Origin of the sequence: Burkholderia sp. AU15512 (assembly GCF_002223325.1) — a bacterium.
In the GTDB taxonomy this organism is placed as follows: Bacteria; Pseudomonadota; Gammaproteobacteria; order Burkholderiales; family Burkholderiaceae; genus Burkholderia.
Genome location: NZ_NKEX01000006.1, coordinates 1,018,463 through 1,035,127 on the forward strand (window position 1 = coordinate 1,018,463; position 16,665 = coordinate 1,035,127).

16 protein-coding genes are annotated in these 16,665 nt (G+C 67.3%); 9 read left to right on the forward strand and 7 right to left on the reverse strand.

Translation table 11 applies throughout. The features are described from left to right. Positions 1–23 precede the first annotated feature (23 nt). From CFB43_RS23915 to infA, 4 genes are all read left to right on the forward strand, one after another. Positions 24–2,486 (forward strand): efflux RND transporter permease subunit, encoded by a 2,463-nt coding sequence (locus tag CFB43_RS23915; protein WP_089496842.1) that lies wholly within the window; start codon positions 24–26, stop codon positions 2,484–2,486. A gap of 67 nt (positions 2,487–2,553) precedes the next feature. After that, positions 2,554–3,633 carry a Rieske 2Fe-2S domain-containing protein gene (locus CFB43_RS23920; RefSeq protein WP_089496843.1) on the forward strand — a complete coding sequence of 360 codons (1,080 nt, stop codon included), beginning with the start codon at positions 2,554–2,556 and terminating at the stop codon, positions 3,631–3,633. A gap of 290 nt (positions 3,634–3,923) precedes the next feature. Then, entirely contained in the window at positions 3,924–4,127 is a 204-nt protein-coding gene (locus CFB43_RS23925; RefSeq protein ID WP_006483056.1) for a cold-shock protein, read from the forward strand. A 469-nt stretch (positions 4,128–4,596) separates the two neighbouring features. Further along, complete coding sequence (gene infA / locus CFB43_RS23935; RefSeq protein ID WP_011355053.1) at positions 4,597–4,860, forward strand: translation initiation factor IF-1; 264 nt, start codon at positions 4,597–4,599, stop codon at positions 4,858–4,860. 149 nt (positions 4,861–5,009) lie between these two features. On the opposite strand, the gene CFB43_RS23940 is transcribed toward infA, so the two are convergent. Then, entirely contained in the window at positions 5,010–5,375 is a 366-nt protein-coding gene (locus CFB43_RS23940) for an alpha/beta fold hydrolase (protein ID WP_373452557.1), read from the reverse strand. A 311-nt stretch (positions 5,376–5,686) separates the two neighbouring features. Between CFB43_RS23940 and CFB43_RS23945 the strand changes: the two genes are divergently transcribed. Together CFB43_RS23945 and CFB43_RS23950 are read left to right on the forward strand one after the other, a co-directional pair. Continuing rightward, complete coding sequence (locus tag CFB43_RS23945) at positions 5,687–6,934, forward strand: alkaline phosphatase family protein (RefSeq protein ID WP_089496845.1); 1,248 nt, start codon at positions 5,687–5,689, stop codon at positions 6,932–6,934. Continuing rightward, positions 6,931–7,179, forward strand: coding sequence for a hypothetical protein (locus CFB43_RS23950; RefSeq protein ID WP_089496846.1), 249 nt, complete (start codon positions 6,931–6,933; stop codon positions 7,177–7,179). Before CFB43_RS23945 ends, CFB43_RS23950 begins: the two co-directional genes overlap by 4 nt. A 109-nt stretch (positions 7,180–7,288) precedes the next feature. Here CFB43_RS23950 and dmpG read toward each other — a convergent pair whose 3' ends face one another. From dmpG to CFB43_RS23980, 6 genes are all read right to left on the reverse strand, one after another. Then, positions 7,289–8,320: a 4-hydroxy-2-oxovalerate aldolase gene (gene dmpG / locus CFB43_RS23955; protein ID WP_089496847.1), complete on the reverse strand. Its 1,032-nt coding sequence runs from the start codon at positions 8,318–8,320 to the stop codon at positions 7,289–7,291. Positions 8,321–8,336: 16 nt separating this feature from the next. Further along, the gene (locus CFB43_RS23960) at positions 8,337–9,236 is read right to left on the reverse strand and encodes an acetaldehyde dehydrogenase (acetylating) (protein ID WP_046547936.1); all 900 of its coding nucleotides are present in this window, start codon (positions 9,234–9,236) and stop codon (positions 8,337–8,339) included. A gap of 13 nt (positions 9,237–9,249) precedes the next feature. Further along, on the reverse strand, positions 9,250–10,032 hold the full coding sequence (gene dmpE / locus CFB43_RS23965) for a 2-oxopent-4-enoate hydratase (protein ID WP_089496848.1): 783 nt from the start codon (positions 10,030–10,032) through the stop codon (positions 9,250–9,252). Positions 10,033–10,149: 117 nt separating this feature from the next. Further along, a complete protein-coding gene (locus tag CFB43_RS23970) occupies positions 10,150–11,532 on the reverse strand; it encodes a DUF1329 domain-containing protein (RefSeq protein WP_089496849.1) in 1,383 nt (460 codons plus the stop codon). Positions 11,533–11,572: 40 nt separating this feature from the next. Next, complete coding sequence (locus tag CFB43_RS23975) at positions 11,573–13,138, reverse strand: DUF1302 domain-containing protein (RefSeq protein ID WP_089496850.1); 1,566 nt, start codon at positions 13,136–13,138, stop codon at positions 11,573–11,575. A 127-nt stretch (positions 13,139–13,265) separates the two neighbouring features. Next, complete coding sequence (locus CFB43_RS23980) at positions 13,266–14,045, reverse strand: SDR family oxidoreductase (protein ID WP_089498120.1); 780 nt, start codon at positions 14,043–14,045, stop codon at positions 13,266–13,268. A gap of 137 nt (positions 14,046–14,182) precedes the next feature. On the opposite strand from CFB43_RS23980, the gene CFB43_RS23985 reads away from it, so the two are divergent. The 3 genes from CFB43_RS23985 to CFB43_RS23995 all read left to right on the forward strand — a co-directional run bounded on the left by CFB43_RS23985 (position 14,183) and on the right by CFB43_RS23995 (position 16,662). Then, positions 14,183–15,019, forward strand: a complete 837-nt coding sequence (locus CFB43_RS23985; protein WP_089496851.1) for an alpha/beta fold hydrolase — start codon at positions 14,183–14,185, stop codon at positions 15,017–15,019. Between the two features lie 66 nt (positions 15,020–15,085). Further along, positions 15,086–15,874: an SDR family NAD(P)-dependent oxidoreductase gene (locus CFB43_RS23990; protein ID WP_089496852.1), complete on the forward strand. Its 789-nt coding sequence runs from the start codon at positions 15,086–15,088 to the stop codon at positions 15,872–15,874. A 38-nt stretch (positions 15,875–15,912) separates the two neighbouring features. Next, complete coding sequence (locus CFB43_RS23995) at positions 15,913–16,662, forward strand: electron transfer flavoprotein subunit beta/FixA family protein (protein WP_089496853.1); 750 nt, start codon at positions 15,913–15,915, stop codon at positions 16,660–16,662. Positions 16,663–16,665: the final 3 nt, after the last annotated feature.

Below are 16,665 nucleotides of genomic sequence, written 5' to 3' on the forward strand. Positions count from 1 at the left end.
TTTCGCATCGACAAGAGAATTCCATGAACGACCTGTCACGCCCCCCTGAAGCCGTCCCCGCGTCGCGCCTCGCCGCGTTCGTCGAGCGCTGCGCCGACACGATTATCCGCCAGCGCAAGCTGCTGATGCTGCTGTGCGTCGCGGTGACGCTCGCGCTCGGGCTGTCGGCGACGCGCCTGAAGCTCGATCCGGGCTTCAACAAGATGATCCCGATGCAGCATCCGTACATGCAGGTGTTCGAGCGCTATGCGGGCGCGTTTCCGGGCGCCAACACGATCCTCGTGAGCCTGCGCTGGAAGGGCGACGGCGACATCTACAACCAGTCGTTCATGGACGCGCTGCGCCATGCGACCGACGACGTTTTCTTCATTCCCGGCGTGAACCGCTCGCGCGTGTTCTCGCTGTTCACGCCGAACGTCCACTACACGGAGGTGACCGAGGCCGGCTTTCGCGGCGACGTGGTCGTGCCGGGCCAGTTCTCGAGCGCGAACCCGGACGATCTCGCGAAAGTGCGCCGCAACGTCGCGCGTTCCGGGCAGATCGGCCGCCTCGTCGGCAACGACCTGAAGTCGGCGCTGATCCGCGCGGAACTGCGCGAGACCGATCCGGCCACCGGCAAGCGGCTCGACTACAGCGCGGTCGCGCGACAGCTGGAGGAGATCCGCGCGAAGTACGCGAAGCAGGGCATCGACGTGAACATCATCGGCTTCGCGAAGCTGGTGGGCGACGTCGAGAACGGCATCGCGGGCGTGATGGCGTTCTTCGCGCTCGCGTTCCTCGTGACGGCCGCGCTGCTGTTCGCCTATACACGCTCGTTGAAGACCACCGTGCTGGCGCTCGTCGTCGCGCTGCTGCCGGTTGTGTGGCTGCTCGGCGCGCTGCCGCTGCTCGGCCTCGGCATCGACCCGATGTCGATCCTCGTGCCGTTCCTGATCTTCTCGATCGGCGTGTCGCACGCGGTGCAGATGACCAACGCGTGGAAGCAGGCGCTGGTGCGCGGCGCGTCGTCGGCCGATGCCGCGCGCGATGCGTTCCGCAAGCTGTTCGTGCCGGGCACGGTTGCGCTGCTGACCAACGCGCTCGGCTTCATGGTGATCATGCGGATCCGGATCGACATCGTGCGCGAGCTCGGCATCACCGCGTGCCTCGGCGTGCTGCTGATGATCGTGACGAACAAGGTGTTCCTGCCGATCCTGCTGTCGTACACGCGCCTCGAGCGCGGCACGTTGGCGCGTGCGCAGCGCACCGCGGCGGCTGGCGGCAGCCGGATGTGGTCGCGCTTCGCGGTGTTCGCCCGGCCGGCGCCGGCGCTCGGCGTGTTCGCGGTGGCGCTCGCGCTGCTCGCCTACGGCACGCTCGAATCGCGCAAGCTGGAGATCGGCGACATCGGCACCGGCGCGCCGGAGCTGCGCGCGAACTCGCGCTACAACCTCGACAACGCGGCGATCACGCACCAGTACAACATCGGGGTGGACGTGCTGTCGGTGATCGTCGAGACGACCGGCTTCGACGACGCGTGCCTGCATTACCCGGTGATGAGCGCGATCGAGAAGTTCGAGATGAACATGCGCGGCGTGGCCGGCGTGCAGTCGGTGACGAGCGTGTCGTCGCAGGGCAAGGTGTTCATCGCCGCATTCAACGAGGGCAATCCGCGCTGGGCCGCGCTGCCGCGTTCCAGCGACGGGCTCACGCAGGGTTCCAACGCGTTCGACCCCGACAACGGGATGAACACCGCGAACTGCAAGGCGATCCAGGTGCTGATCTACACGAAGAACCACGAAGGCACGACCCTCGCGCACGTCGTCGACGAGATCAAGCGCTTCGCGGCCGAGAACCCGACGCCGAACGTCGCGTTCCGGCTCGCGGGCGGCAACGTCGGCGTGATGGCCGCGACCAACGAAGCCGTCGGCGACGCGGAGATCGCGATGCTGCTGTCGATCTTCGGCGCGATCGCGCTGCTCTGCGCGGTCACGTTCCGCTCGTGGCGCGCGGTGCTGTGCATCATCGTGCCGCTCACGCTCGTGTCGATCCTGTGCAATGCGGTGATGGCGCGCCTCGGCATCGGGCTGAAGGTCGCGACGCTGCCGGTGATCACGCTCGGCGTGGGCGTGGGGGTCGACTACGGGATCTACCTGTACGAGCGCCTGCAGCACGACCTCCGCCACGGCGCGACGCTGCCGGACGCGTTCGCCGACGCAATGCGCCAGCGCGGCACGGCGGCGCTGTTCACGGCCGTCACGATGTTCATCGGCGTCGGCACGTGGGCGTTCTCCGCGCTGAAGTTCCAGGTCGACATGGGCGTGCTGCTCGCGTTCATGTTCCTCGTGAACCTGTTCGGCGCGGTGTTCCTGCTGCCCGCGCTCGCCGCTTGGCTCGGCGTCGACCGGGCCGAGCGCCGCGTGGCGCACCGGCAGCAGCCGTCGCCGGCGGCCCCGGCATCGCTGAAGCCGTCGCCCGCGCTCGAACCCGGCAATCCGATGCGCTGACCGGCGCCCCTATTTCCCCCGCGCGCGGCGGGCCGCCGTGCGCTCTCCACAAGAGGAGTCAACCCACATGTCCGCACGCCCCTACAAGATCGAAGCCCAGCCGCTCGCGCAGCGCTATGCGCGCGGCTGGCACTGCCTCGGGCTCGCCCGCGATTTCAAGGACGGCAAGCCGCACACGCTGAACGCGTTCGGCCGCAAGCTCGCCGCGTTCGCCGATTCGACCGGCAAGGTCAACGTCGTCGACGCGTACTGCCCGCACATGGGCGCCGACCTGAGCCTCGGCACGGTGCAGGGCGACCATCTCGTGTGCCCGTTCCACGGCTGGGCGTGGAGCGGCGAAGGGCAGTGCGCATCGATCCCGTACTGCAAGCGGATCCCGCCGAAGGCGCGCATCGGCGCCTGGCCGACCTGCGAGGAAAACAACCTGCTGTTCGTGTGGAACGACCCGGAAGGCAACGCGCCGCCGCCGGAAGTCGCGATTCCGCGGCTCGACGTGTGCTTCTCCGACGAATGGTCGGACTGGGTCGTCGACACGATGGTGATCCAGGCCAACTGCCGCGAGCTGGTCGACAACATCTCGGACGTCGCGCACTTCGCGACCGTGCATCGCGCGCCGATCGACTATTTCGCGAACCTGTTCGAGGATCACAAGGCGACGCAACTGATGGTCGGCCGCAGCGAGAAGCTTGGCGGCGATGCGCTGACCGCGCTGTCGACGTATTTCGGGCCGGCCGTGCACATCACGCAGATGACGGGGCAGAGCGGCGGGCAGCCGATCCACTCGGTGCTGCTGAACTGCCACGTGCCGATCGACATGAACAGCTTCGAGCTGCGTTACGGCGTGATCGTGAAGAAGGTGGCCGGGCTGACCGACGCGCAGAACATGGAGATCGCGAACGCGTACGTGAAGGAAGCGCAGCGCGCGTTCTACGAGGACGTCGACATCTGGCACAGCAAGACGCGGATCGACAACCCGCTGCTGTGCGAAGGCGACGGGCCGCTGTACCAGATGCGCGACTGGTATTCGCAGTTCTATCTGGACGTGGCGGACGTGCGGCCGACGAGCGTCGCGCGCAAGGCATTCGAAATGCGGATTCGCGAAGGCGCCGCGCCGCCGGCGCTGCATCACGTGTTCGAGCCGCAGTAAAAACCCGGCGGGCCGGCTGAAAAAGGGGGCGCATCGAAATGCGTCCCGTCGGCCCGCAACGCCCGCCGCATAAGGCGTAGACGGCGGGCATGCTTGTGCATCGCATCAAAAAGACTTGACGAAACGGCCGCTCGCGCGTAGTGTCCATGACCGAAGTGTTCAAGAAGTTCGATTGCTCATCATTGGCCGCACTCCGTGCGGCGGTCGTTGGTCTCTCCCTCTTTTGATTCTTTATGTGCCCGTCGCGGGCGCATGTTCAATTATTCGTCATTTGTATTAAGGAAGTATTTGTGGATACCGGTACCGTCAAGTGGTTCAACGAAACCAAGGGCTTTGGTTTCATTTCCCCGGACAACGGCGGCGACGATCTGTTCGCCCATTTCTCGGAAATTCGCGGCACGGGCTTCAAGACCCTGGCCGAAGGCCAGAAGGTCAGCTTCGAAGTGAAGCGCGGCCCGAAGGGTCTGCAAGCGTCGAACATCACGCCGCAGTAAGTCGCATCGGCAACGGCCGCCACGCGGTGGCCGCTGCCGGATGGATTAGCGCGCAGGGCGCCGCTTTGGCGGCAGCCGGCGCGTTTCCGATGCGCACGACCGATGCATCGCGACATCCGCGATGCATCGGTCGTGACGCCTCCTTCATCGCATGCGCGACCCGCGTGCGACGCAACGCCCTCGTGAAGCGCCCGCCGCTTCGCGAGCGCATCACCGCTTCAACGCATCAACCCGAGCAGACCGCCGCCATGCCGTTGCAGGCGCGGTCCCGACTTGCGCGGCGCGCCATGCGCCGCCGCCACCGACCGCCTGAACGCCGCAACGCGCCGGGCTCCGATCGCAAGACAGGCCCTGGGCCCGTCTGAACGAACCGATCCCCGGCAGCCTGCCGGCCGCCGTCCCGTTGTGGGGCACGGCGCCGGGCAGATCGCCGCGGCCGCGGTCAATTACCTTGTCTGGAGGAATTGGTTTGGCAAAAGAAGAACTGCTGGAACTGGACGGAATCGTCGACGAAGTGCTGCCGGACAGCAAATACCGTGTCACGCTGGAAAACGGCGTCGTGGTCGGCGCGTACGCGTCGGGCCGCATGCGCAAGAACCACATCCGCATTCTCGCGGGCGATCGCGTGACGCTGGAACTGTCGGTCTATGACCTCACCAAGGGTCGCATCAACTTCCGTCACAAGGACGCGAATTCGCCGCGTCCGCCGCGCACCGGCCAACCGCGCCGTTAAGCGGCAACGATCTGCGCGGGCATGCCGCACCGCCTCGCCGATCGAATCCCGTCCGGCCGACGAAGCCGGACGAACCGGGTGGACGACACATCGCGTGCCGTCCGCCGGTTGCCGCCGGCATCGTCATGCCGCGGCGGCCAATACCGCCTTTACCGGCCGCCGCGCGTGCGCAACGCGCAGGCGGTCGCGTCCCGCAGGAAATCCTCGACGATCATCGCAAAATACGGCGGACATTCCTGCATCGGGTAATGCCCGCAATTCGGTATCGTCACGAGCCGCGCGTTCGGATGCCGCGCGAGGAACGTCGCCTGCATCGCCGCTGCGTCGAGCCCCGGATCCTTGTCGCCGACGATCACCCGGAAGCGGGTGTCGAGCCCGCGGATGTCGTCGACGAAATCCGTGCCGGTCAGCATGTCGAGATACGCGAGCCGGCAAGCCGGCGCCACGCGCGCGCGGTTCTGCTGCAGCTTCACGTCGGCCCAGCGCGCCGACACTCCCCCCGTCGCGAATCGCACGAGCCGACGAAACGCATCGTCATCGTCGGTCGTCTCGGCGATCGGCGCGTGATGCGACCTGCTCGTACGGTCGACGATGAAGTTGAAACGGTCGACGCCCTAGTCTTGGAGGGCCTCGTGCAACGGGCCGGCAAGCGGTCGAACGCGCACACCGCCACACGGTTCGCGTGCGGCTTTACGCGCGGGCCGGCGCGGTCGTACACTCGTCGGCAATTCGCGGCCCGCGCCGTGGCTTTCAATCCCTTCAGCAGCTTTCAGCGGGCCAACGACCGTGCCAGCAGGACTTTCGTCGCGCGACGCCAGGAGGCGCCATGAGTGCAGACGCAGCCCCCGCATCCCCGTCGGTTCAGGACCGCATCCAGCACGTGTTCGTGCTGATGCTCGAGAACCGTTCCTTCGATCACCTGTTCGCGCTGTCGGGCTACCCCGACAGCGTCGCCGCGTCGCCAGGCAACAGCAACGCGTATGGCGATGCGGTCTATCCGTTCGGCGGCGGCGCGCCCGACCGGATGCCGACCGATCCGTGCCACGAATTCACCGACGTGCTCGAGCAGCTGTGCGGCGCGGGCGTGCCGTTCGTGAAAGGGCAGCCGTATCCGCCGGTCGTCAACACCGGGTTCGTGTCGAACTACGCGACCTCGCATTCCGAAGGCACGCCGCCGCAGCCGGCCGACGCGGGCAAGATCATGCAGGGCGTCGATATCGCGACGCAGGCGCCGTCGCTGCACGCGCTCGCGAACGCGTTCGTGCTGTGCGACGCGTGGCATGCGTCGATGCCGGGGCCGACCTGGCCGAACCGCTTTTTCCTGCACGGCGCGTCGTCGGCCGGGCTCGACCATTCGCCGACCAAGGAAGAAATGGCCGGATGGGACGCGTTCAACGGCTTTCCGTATCCGAAGGGGTCGATCTTCGCCGCGATCGGCGACGGCAACTGGCGCATCTACCAGGACCAGACCGGCGACCCGCTCGGCCACGTGCCGCAGGTCGCGTCGCTGAAGGGCATCAGCTTCTTCGACATCGACGACCTCGCGCATTTCGAGGCCGATCTTGCGGCCGGCTATACGGCGCGCTATACGTTCATCGAGCCCGGTTACGGCGACATCGTGCACGGCACTTACCAGAACGGCAGCTCGCAACACCCGATGGACGGCCTCGCCGGTGGCGACCAGCTCGCCGCGCGCGTGTACAACGCGATCCGCAATTCGCCAGTGTGGAACAGCAGCCTGCTCGTGATCTGCTACGACGAGCACGGCGGCTTCTACGATTCGGTCAGGCCGGGCGTCGCGCCGCCGCCGAACGACGGCGCGGCGGCGACGCTGAACGCGAGCGGCTTCGGGTTCGACGTGTACGGCGTGCGGGTGCCGGCGATCGTGATTTCGCCGTGGGTCGCGGCCGGGCAGGTCGACCATACGCCGTACGATCATGCGTCGGTTGCCGCGACGCTCGAGCGGCTGTTCGGCCTCGCGCCGCTGACGGATCGCGACCGCCTCGCGAATGACCTGCTGGCGCTCGTCTCCCCGACGTGCCGCACCGACTGCCCACAAAGGATCGGATCATGAGTACGACACCGGCCTTCGACCCGCGCGACGCGCTGCCCGTGCGCGACGGCACGAGCCTGATCGCGTTTCTGCACATCCTGAAGAAAGCGCATGCGGCGCTGGTCGGCCATGACAAGGCCCATCAGCGCTTCAGCGAGATCGTGACGCGCGGCCAGGCGCGGCAATACATCGAGGAACTGATGCCGTCGCTGTTGCAGGCGCGCGAAGCGCATCGGCGCAAGCGGCATGGCGGGAAGCATCGCTGAAGTCGACGGGCGATGCATGATCGAGGGGACTCGATCCGCGCATCCGAAATGAAAACGGGGCTTGCGCCCCGTTTGCCGTTGCTTCCGGACAAATGCCGGCCGCGTAGGTTCAGGCCGCCACCTCCCGCGCCCGCACCATCGTCAGCGCCGCGTCCTCGATCATGTCCTCCTGCCCGCCGACGAGCCGCTGCCGCCCCAGCTCGACGAGGATGTCGCGCGCGGGAATCCCGTACTTCGCTTCCGCGCGCTTCGCGAACAGCAGGAATGACGAGTAGACGCCCGCATAGCCGAGCGTCAGCGCATCGCGGTCGAGGCGGATCGGCGCGTCCATGATCGGCACGACGAGATCCTCGGCGACGTCCGAGATCGCGAACACGTCGACGCCCGTCTCGATCCCCATCCGGTCGCACACCGCGACGAACACTTCCATCGGCGTGTTGCCCGCGCCGGCGCCGAGGCCGGCCGCGGCCGCATCGATCCGGTTCGCGCCGGCGGCCACCGCCGCGACCGAGTTCGCGACGCCCATCGCGAGGTTGTGGTGGCCGTGGAAGCCGAGCTCCGTCTCCGGCTTCAGCGCGTCGCGCACCTGGCTGATGCGCGCGGTCACGTCGTCGGGCAGCATGTGGCCGGCCGAATCGGTAATGTAGATGCAGTTCGCGCCATACGATTCCATCAGCGTCGCCTGCACGACGAGCTGCGCCGGCGACGACATGTGCGCCATCATCAGAAAGCCGACCGTATCGAGCCCGAGCGTGCGCGCGAGGCCGATGTGCTGCTCCGACACGTCCGCCTCGGTGCAGTGCGTCGCGACGCGGATCGTGCCGACGCCGAGTGCGTGCGCCATCCGCAGATGCTCGACGGTGCCGATACCCGGCAGCAGCAGTGCCGACACCTTCGCCTGCTTCAGCTCCGGAATCACGGCGCTGAGGTATGCCTCGTCGGTATGCGCGGGAAACCCGTAGTTGACCGACGCGCCGCCGAGCCCGTCGCCGTGCGTGACCTCGATCAGCGGCACGCCGGCCGCGTCGAGCCCGCGCGCGATGTTGCGCATCTGGTCGAGCGTGATCTGGTGGCGCTTCGGGTGCATCCCGTCGCGCAGCGACATGTCGTGGACGGTGATCTTCTTGCCTGCAAGTGACATTGCGTGGCTCCTCAACTCAAGCGGTGGCGGCCGTCGCGGCCAGCATCTGTTCGGCGAAACGCTCGGCCGTGGCGGCCGCGGCGGCGGTCATGATGTCGAGGTTGCCCGCGTACTTCGGCAGGTAGTCGCCGAGCCCTTCAACTTCCATGAACACCGACACGCGATTGCCGTCGAACACGGGGCCGTTCTTCAGCGTGTAGCCGGGCACGTAGCGCTGCACTTCCTTGACCATCGCATGCACGGACGCGGTGATCGCATCGACGTCGGGCGGGCCGTCGGTCAGGCAATGGATCGTGTCGCGCATGATCAGCGGCGGCTCGGCCGGGTTGATCACGATGATCGCCTTGCCCTTGCGTGCGCCGCCGACCTGTTCGATCGCACCGGAGGTCGTGCGCGTGAATTCGTCGATGTTCTTGCGCGTGCCGGGGCCGACCGAGCGCGACGACACGGTTGCGACGATCTCGCCGTACGCGACCGGCTGCACGCGCGATACCGCGTACACCATCGGGATCGTCGCCTGGCCGCCGCACGTGACCATGTTCACGTTCGCCTGTGCACTGTCGAGGTGCGCGTCGAGGTTCACCGGCGGCACGCAATATGGCCCGATCGCGGCGGGCGTCAGGTCGATCATCTTCACGCCGAGCGCGGTGAGCTTGTCGGAGTTGTCGCGGTGGACGTAGGCCGAGGTCGCGTCGAACGCGATGCGGATGTCGTCGGCGGCCACGTGCGGCAGCAGCCCGTCGACACCCTTGTCGGTGGTCTTGAGGCCGAACTCGCGCGCCCGCGCGAGGCCGTCGGACGCCGGATCGACGCCGACCATCCACACGGGTTCGAGCACCGGGGAGCGGCGCAGCTTGTAGAGCAGGTCGGTGCCGATGTTGCCGGGCCCGATCAGTGCGCATTTGATTTTCTTCATCAGGATTGTTCCTTTAGATAAAGCGGACGTCGCAGCTGCCGATGCCGGAGATGTGCATCGACAGCGCGTCGCCGGCCGTGACCGGAATCAGTTTCGCGAGCGAGCCCGACAGCACGATCTCGCCGGCGAGCAGCGGCACGTCGTACGCGGCGAGCGTGTTCGCGAGCCACGCCACCGCGTCGGCGGGGTGGCCGAGTGCCGCGTCGCCGCGACCGTGCGCGACGGGCTCGCCGTTCTTGTCGATCGTCATCTCGCACGCGGCGAGATCGAGCGTGCGCGGATCGACGCGTGCATCGCCGAGGACGTACACGCCGCACGACGCGTTGTCGGCGACGGTGTCCTCGATGCGGATCGCCCAGTCGCGGATGCGCGAATCGACGATCTCGAAGCAGGGCGCGACGGCGGCGGTCGCGGCGATCACGTCGGTGCGGTCGATGCCGGGGCCGCGCAGGTTGCGCGCGAGGATAAACGCGATCTCGCCCTCGGCGCGCGGCGCGATCAGCGTATCGGTGGCGATCGCTTCACCGGCCGCGTAGTGCATGCCCGACAGCAGGATGCCGAAATCGGGCTGGCGCACGTTCAGCATGTCCTGCACGGCCTGGCTCGTCACGCCGATCTTCTTGCCGACCACGGCCTCGCCGTGTTCGATGCGGCGTTCGATGAAACGCTGCTGGATGCGGTACGCGTCGTCGAGCGACAGGCGGCGCGGGCGGCTCGACAGCGGCGCGACCGGCGCACGCGCGTGCCACGCGGCGTACAGCTCGTCGCCGAGCGTCGTATGCAGGCGGGAAGACATGAAAGAGCCCTCGAATCTCGAATGAATCGAATGGAACAGGCCGCCGTTGCGGGCGGCGCCGGGCGCCGGAGCGAGGCTCCGGCGCGTGGGGTGCGGGCGTGCCGTGTCGGGGGTTGCTTAGTTACCCGAACTGCGGATCGCGTCCGGCGAGAAGTACGCCTCGTTGAACTGCGGGCTGTTGTCGAGCTTCGGCATCGGGCCTTCGTTGGTCAGGCGGTCGGCCATGTACGCGCCGGAGATCAGGTCGTGAAAGAACACGACGCCCGGGTAGAACACCTTCGCGTCATACGCGTACAGCGTCGTCGCGACGTTGGTGCGCCACAGCTGGCCGCGCGCGTCATAGTTGTCGGCGAGCAGCGTCATCCACGAATCCTCGTCGATGTACAGCACGCGCTTCGCGTACTGGTGACGGTAGTTGCTCTTCAGCGTCGCCTGCAGCACCCATACGCGATGCAGCTCGTAGCGGATATACGACGGGTTCTCGTGGCCCTTGGTCAGCAGGTCGGCGTACTTCACCGAGCTGTCCATCGCCTTGTAGTTGTCGTACGGCACGTAGATCTCGCGCTTGCCGACGATCTTCCAGTCGTAGCGGTCGCCGGGGCCGTTGTACAGGCGGTCGTCGTCGACGGTGCGGAAGCCGCCCGGGCCCTGCGGCTGGTCGTAGCCGTACTCGGGCGCCTGGCGCACGCGCCGCGTGCCGGGGTTGTACATCCACGTGCGCGACGAGTTGTCCGCGCCGGCCTTGTCCCAGTTCGTGAAGCCGACGATCAGCGAGCCGCGGTCGGACAGCGGCAGCTCCGTCGCGTTGCGGTAGTACGTGCGGTTGTTCAGGTCGCTCTTCACGTCGTACTTGCCGGCGTTGCGCGGCGAGTAGATGTCGTAGCGCACCTTGCCCCATGCGATGTTGCCGTCCGAGTACACGACCGCCTGGTCGTAGGTCGCCTGCTCGGCGCCGATCGCCGACGAGAAGCGCTGGTTCCACAGCAGCTCGGCGGCCGTTTTCGGGATCGGGTAGGGCACCGTCGGCGGCGCGTTCGTGAGGCCGTTCGCGTCGGAGGTCATCGTCGAATCCGGCGCGTACGTGCGGATGTCCTTGTACACGGCATCCGCGTAGCGGAAGTCGCGATGGCTCGGATAGACGATGATCTTGAACGTCGCAGGGTAGCGCTTGAACATCGCCTTCTGGCCGTCGGTCAGGTGCTCGGCGTACTGCGCCATGTTTTCCGCGGTGATCGTCGCGACCGGCTTCTCGCTCGCGAACGGATCGGGGTAGCGGCTGCCGCGCTTGTACTGCACGTCCGGCGGCGTGCCGAGCCATTTGCCCGACCATTCGGGCACGCCGCTGTCCTTGCTCGCGGCGCGCACCGCGCCCATCGGCGTCAGCGGGCCGTCGAGCGCCTTCAGGTCGTCCGGCGTGACCTTCGGGTACGACGCCGTCGCGACGACCGCGCACGCGGCCATCACCGACGCGCGCAGGAGGGGGAGATGAATGCGTTTCATATCGATCCTCATAGTGCTGAGTGACGAGCGGCCGGGCCGCTCAGAAGTGGTAGGTCGCCGTGGCCAGCACGTAGTCGCGATCGGCGAGCGGGCGCGTGACCGGGTTCGGCGAGCCGAGGAACTTCGCGTAGACGAGCGACAGCTGCAGGTTGCTCAGGCGCGTGAAGGTCACGCCGGCCGTCACGCGGTGGTCGCCCTGGCCGGTCAGCGAGCCGAGCGCACCGGCGAGCGGCGACGTACCCGTCAGGTCGTGCGTGTAGGTCAGCGGCACGTCGAGATCCCAGCCGTTGAACACGTTCTTGTAGCTGAGCGTCCACGCGATCTCCATCGCGAGCGCATTGCGCGAATTCGCGAGCGTGGTCGAGCCGTCGAGCTCGGAGATGCTGCCGGCATGCACGTACGTGAGTTCGCCGATCAGCGACTGCGAATTCGCGAGGAAGCTCGGCCCGATCGAGTAGATGCCGGACAGGTTGGTCTGCAGCACGTTCGCGCGGGTCGACTGCGGGCCGGTCGGCGTGTTGACGAGCACGGCCGCGCCCTGGCGGTACGACACTTCGCCGGCGACGTTCACCGGGCCGACCTGCGTCGAGAAGCTCGCGCCGGTCAGCTTGATGTTGCTGAAATACTTCTGCTGGTACTGGAGCGTCGGGAAGTAGGTCGTGACGACACTCGGGTTCATGTCGTTGTAGTGCAGGTGGTACAGGCCGAGCTCGGTGTCGCCGAGGACGCGGAAGCGCGCGCCGATCCCCCACTGGTTGCGCGCGCTCGGCTTGTCGTCGGGGCCGCGCGGAATGATCATCCCGCCCGGGCCGATGATGAACTGCGCGCCGGGGCCCGTGACGTCCGAATAGCTCCAGTACGTGCCGGGCGCGGTCAGCCGGTTCTGCTGATACGAGAACTGGTAGTAGCCGAGCAGGCTGAAGTTCGGCGTGATCTGCCACTGCGTCGAGATCTGCGGCACCGGCAGCAGGATGTCCTTCACTTCGGCGCCGGCCATGTACGACTTGGTCGCGTCGGACGGCCCTTGTGCGCCCGCGATGTTCGGGAAGAACAGGCTTTCGCCCCACGCGACGACCTGGTCGCCGACCTTCACGTTCAGGCTCGTCGAGCCGATCTTGAACGTGTTGTACGCGTATGCGGCGAGCAGCGTCGTGTGGCCGCCCGACCAGTAGCGTGCATCGCTCGTGAAGTTGTTGTACTGGCCCGACTGGTTCACGGTGCCCGGCGCGTCGTTGTAGTTCGGGCGGCGATACGCCTGGTCGTAGAACGTGTCGGCGCGCACGAACACGCCCCAGTCGTCGTGCTTCAGGTTCACTTCGCCGAGCAGGCTGACCTGGTTCTCGATCAGCTTGTTCTTCGCGAAGTTGCGGTCGCCGTCGTCGCCGTTGATGTTCGCCGGCGTGAGGAGATTGCCGCTCGGTGCGCGGGTGCGCATGCCGAGGCCGTAACTGAGCGTGAACGTGTAGTCCAGCGTCGTGTCGGCGCCCAGCTCGATCGTGCTGCCTGCATGTGCGCCGGGAGCGGCACACGCGAGCAGCGCGGCGGCCAGCGTCGACAGCGTGGCGGTTGCCCGCTTGTCGGTACGGCGCGAAATCCGTTGATGCATGGTGTCTCCTCTTGGGGTATCGACGACGGTCGACTGTGTGTGTTGTCGTGAGAGGCAGAGTAGGGAGATCGCGGTAGCAGGGAATCGTCAAAATGAACTAGATGACTTCCCTAGGACTGGCAACGATTCAGCGCGCGGCGGCCTGCGCGGCGGAGAGGAACGCGGGCCGTTCGCCGCCGCCGTCGAGCCGCAGGTTGGCGCCTGACGTATACGACGCTTCGGGCGACGCGAGGAACAGGCACGCGGCGGCGACGTCGTCGGGTGTCGCGAGCCGGCCGGCGGGAATCGTCGCGCGAATGGCGTCGAGCGCATCGCCGTCGCCGTAGTGGCCTTCGGTGGCCGATTCCGTCTGCACGAGGCTCGGGCTGATCGCGCCCACGCGCACGCGCGGCGCCCACTCGACCGCGAGCGACGTGACCGCGTTGACGAGGCCGGCTTTCGCGGCGCCGTATGCGGCCGTGCCGGGCGATGGCCGCGACGCGCTGACGCTCGCGATGAACAGCATCACGCCGCCTTCGGGCTGCGGCTGCATGAGCGCGTTCACGCGCTGCGCGAGCTGCAGCGGCGCGATCAGGTTCAGGCGCACGATCGATTCGGTGAAGCGCGGCGACGCATCGGCCGCGAGCGCGAACGGCGAGCCGCCCGCGTTGTTGACGAGCACGTCGAGGCGGCCGGCCGCCGCGCGGATCGTCGCGAGCATCGCGTCGACGTGTTCGATGTCGCGCAGGTCGGCCGCGACGAACGTCGCCGTGCGGCCGCCGGCCGACGGCGGTGTGTCGGGCGCGCTGCGTCCGCAGACGAACACGCGTGCGCCCGCCGCGAGAAACCGTTCGGCGATGCGCCGCCCGATGCCCTTGGTGCCGCCCGTCACGAGCACCGTCTTGCCGCTGTAGTCGAATCCGTTCATCGTTGCCTCCGTTTCGGTGGGCCGATGATAGGAAGAAGCGCGCGCGGCTTCGTAGTCTGAAAGGATGATGCCGGCCGGCGCCGGCGGCGCAATCATCGTGGCAGACAGCCATCGAACGACGAAGGAGACAACCCGCGATGACGATCCCCACGACGCCGCCGGCCGGCAGCTTCACCGACGTGCCGGGCGGCCTGCGCCTGCACCACTACGAGGCGGGCGAAGGCCGGCCGGTGGTGTTCATCCACGGCAGCGGCCCGGGCGCCAGCGGTTTCAGCAACTTCAAGCACAACGTGCCCGCGTTCGCGGCGGCCGGCTATCGCGCGATCGTCGTCGACCTGCCCGGTTACGGGCAGTCGTCGAAGCCGTCCGACGTCGCCTATACGCTCGATTTCTTCGTCGGCGCGCTGCATGCGCAGCTGACCGCGCTCGGCATCGGGCCGGCCGTGCTGCTCGGCAACTCGCTCGGCGGCGCGATCGCGCTGAAGTACGCGCTCGACCATCCGGACGGAGTCGACGGGCTGATCATGATGGCGCCGGGCGGCGTCGAGGATCGCGACACCTATTTCCGGATGGAAGGCATCCAGCGGATGGTGAAGCTGTTCACCCACCGCCAGATGAATGACGACACGATGCGCGAATTGTTGACGCTGCTCGTGCACGATCCGGCGATCGTCACCGACGCGCTCGTCGCCGAGCGGATGAAGGTGTGCGTCGAACAGCCGACCGAAGTGCTGTCGACGATGAGCGTGCCGAACCTGACCGACGCACTCCGCGACCTGCGTACGCCGGTGCTCGGTTTCTGGGGCACGGACGATCGGTTCAATCCGGTCGGCGGCGCGCTGAAATTCCTCGAACGCTGCCGCGATGCGCGTTTCGTGCTGATGAACCGGTGCGGCCACTGGGTGATGGTGGAACACGCCGACTATTTCAATCGGGAATGCCTCGATTTCCTTGCGACGCGGAATACGCGATAACGCCGGATGCCCTTGAAGGCCGGCCTCGATGCAGGCGGCCTGTCTGAACAAAACCCTGGAGACGACATGAAGCTCATCGAAGACCTGTTCGACCTGCGCGGCAAGGTGGCCGCGATCACTGGCGGCGCGCGCGGCATCGGCGCGGAGACCGCGCGCACGCTGGCGGCCGCCGGCGCGAGCGTCGCGATTCTCGACGTGCTGTCGCAACCGGCGGAAGCGCTGGTCGAGGAAATCCGCGCGCAGGGCGGCCAGGCGGCGTTCTGGTCGCTCGACGTCACGCACGAGGCCGATGTGGCGCGCGTGTTCGGCGAAATCGTCGCGCGCTTCGGGCGCCTCGACGTGCTCGTGAACAACGCGGGCATCGAAGGCCACAACGTGCCGACGCACGAGCTCACGCTCGCGCAATGGCAGCGCGTGCAGGACGTCAACGTGAACGGCGTGTTCCTGTGTACGCGTGCGGCGATTCCGCATATCGACGCCGCTGGCGGCGGCTCGATCGTGAACCTGTCGTCGATGTACGGGATCGTCGGCGGGCCCGACGTGCCCGCGTATCACGCGTCGAAGGCGGCGGTGCGGATGATGGCGAAGGTCGACGCGATGCTGTACGCGGCGAAGAACATCCGTGCGAACTCGGTGCATCCCGGCTACATCCGCACGCCGATGCTCGAGGACGCGTTCCGCCAGATGGGGCAGGACCCCGATCGCGCCTTCGAGTACATGCAGACCCACGTGCCGATGGCGAAGATCGGCAGCCCGCGCGACATCGCGGCCGGCATCCTGTATCTCGTGTCGCCGGCGGGCCGTTACGTCACAGGCGCGGAGCTCGTGATCGACGGCGGCTTTACCGCGCGCTGACGCGGCGCGACGTACGCAACGGAACAGGAGACAGGCAGTTGAAAGCGCTCGTGGCAGTAAAACGCGTGGTCGACGCGAACGTGAAGGTCGGCGTGAAATCCGACCGGACGGGCGTCGACATCGCGAACGTGAAGATGTCGATGAACCCGTTCGACGAGATCGCGGTGGAAGAGGCCGTGCGGTTGAAGGAGGCCGGCGTCGTGACCGAGGTGGTCGCCGTATCGGTCGGCGTGGCGCCGGCGCAGGAAACGCTGCGCACGGCGCTCGCGATCGGCGCGGACCGCGCGATCCTCGTCGAATCGAATGAAGGCGTCGAGCCGCTCGCTGTCGCGAAGGTGCTGAAGGCGCTGGTCGACAAGGAGCAGCCGCAGTTGGTGATCCTCGGCAAGCAGGCAATCGACGACGATTCGAACCAGACCGGCCAGATGCTGGCGGCGCTGGCGGGGTTGCCGCAGGCGACGTTTGCATCGAAGGTCGTGGTGGCTGACGGCCGTGCGACGGTCGCACGCGAAGTGGACGGCGGCGCGGAAACGCTGTCGCTTCAACTGCCCGCCGTCATCACCACGGATCTGCGCCTGAACGAGCCGCGCTACGTGACGCTGCCGAACATCATGAAAGCGAAGAAGAAGCCGCTCGAAATCGTGAAGCCCGACGATCTCGGCGTGGATGTGACGCCGCGCCTGAGGGTGCTCGAGGTGAACGAGCCGCCGAAGCGCGCAGCCGGCGTGAAGGTGCCGGACGTGCAGACGCTGGTCGCGAAGCTGAAGACCGAAGCCAAGGTGCTGTAACAG

What these genes read in the sequence shown, in the direction of transcription:
- dmpE (WP_089496848.1), bottom strand. Translation starts at nt 10,032, where the DNA reads ATGTCTTCCCGCCTGCATACGACGCTCGGCGACGAGCTGTACGCCGCG.
- CFB43_RS23980 (WP_089498120.1), bottom strand. Translation starts at nt 14,045, where the DNA reads ATGAACGGATTCGACTACAGCGGCAAGACGGTGCTCGTGACGGGCGGC.
- CFB43_RS23915 (WP_089496842.1), top strand. Translation starts at nt 24, where the DNA reads ATGAACGACCTGTCACGCCCCCCTGAAGCCGTCCCCGCGTCGCGCCTC.
- CFB43_RS23990 (WP_089496852.1), top strand. Translation starts at nt 15,086, where the DNA reads ATGAAGCTCATCGAAGACCTGTTCGACCTGCGCGGCAAGGTGGCCGCG.
- dmpG (WP_089496847.1), bottom strand. Translation starts at nt 8,320, where the DNA reads ATGTCACTTGCAGGCAAGAAGATCACCGTCCACGACATGTCGCTGCGC.
- CFB43_RS23920 (WP_089496843.1), top strand. Translation starts at nt 2,554, where the DNA reads ATGTCCGCACGCCCCTACAAGATCGAAGCCCAGCCGCTCGCGCAGCGC.
- CFB43_RS23945 (WP_089496845.1), top strand. Translation starts at nt 5,687, where the DNA reads ATGAGTGCAGACGCAGCCCCCGCATCCCCGTCGGTTCAGGACCGCATC.
- CFB43_RS23975 (WP_089496850.1), bottom strand. Translation starts at nt 13,138, where the DNA reads ATGCATCAACGGATTTCGCGCCGTACCGACAAGCGGGCAACCGCCACG.
- CFB43_RS23950 (WP_089496846.1), top strand. Translation starts at nt 6,931, where the DNA reads ATGAGTACGACACCGGCCTTCGACCCGCGCGACGCGCTGCCCGTGCGC.
- CFB43_RS23970 (WP_089496849.1), bottom strand. Translation starts at nt 11,532, where the DNA reads ATGAAACGCATTCATCTCCCCCTCCTGCGCGCGTCGGTGATGGCCGCG.
- CFB43_RS23960 (WP_046547936.1), bottom strand. Translation starts at nt 9,236, where the DNA reads ATGAAGAAAATCAAATGCGCACTGATCGGGCCCGGCAACATCGGCACC.
- CFB43_RS23985 (WP_089496851.1), top strand. Translation starts at nt 14,183, where the DNA reads ATGACGATCCCCACGACGCCGCCGGCCGGCAGCTTCACCGACGTGCCG.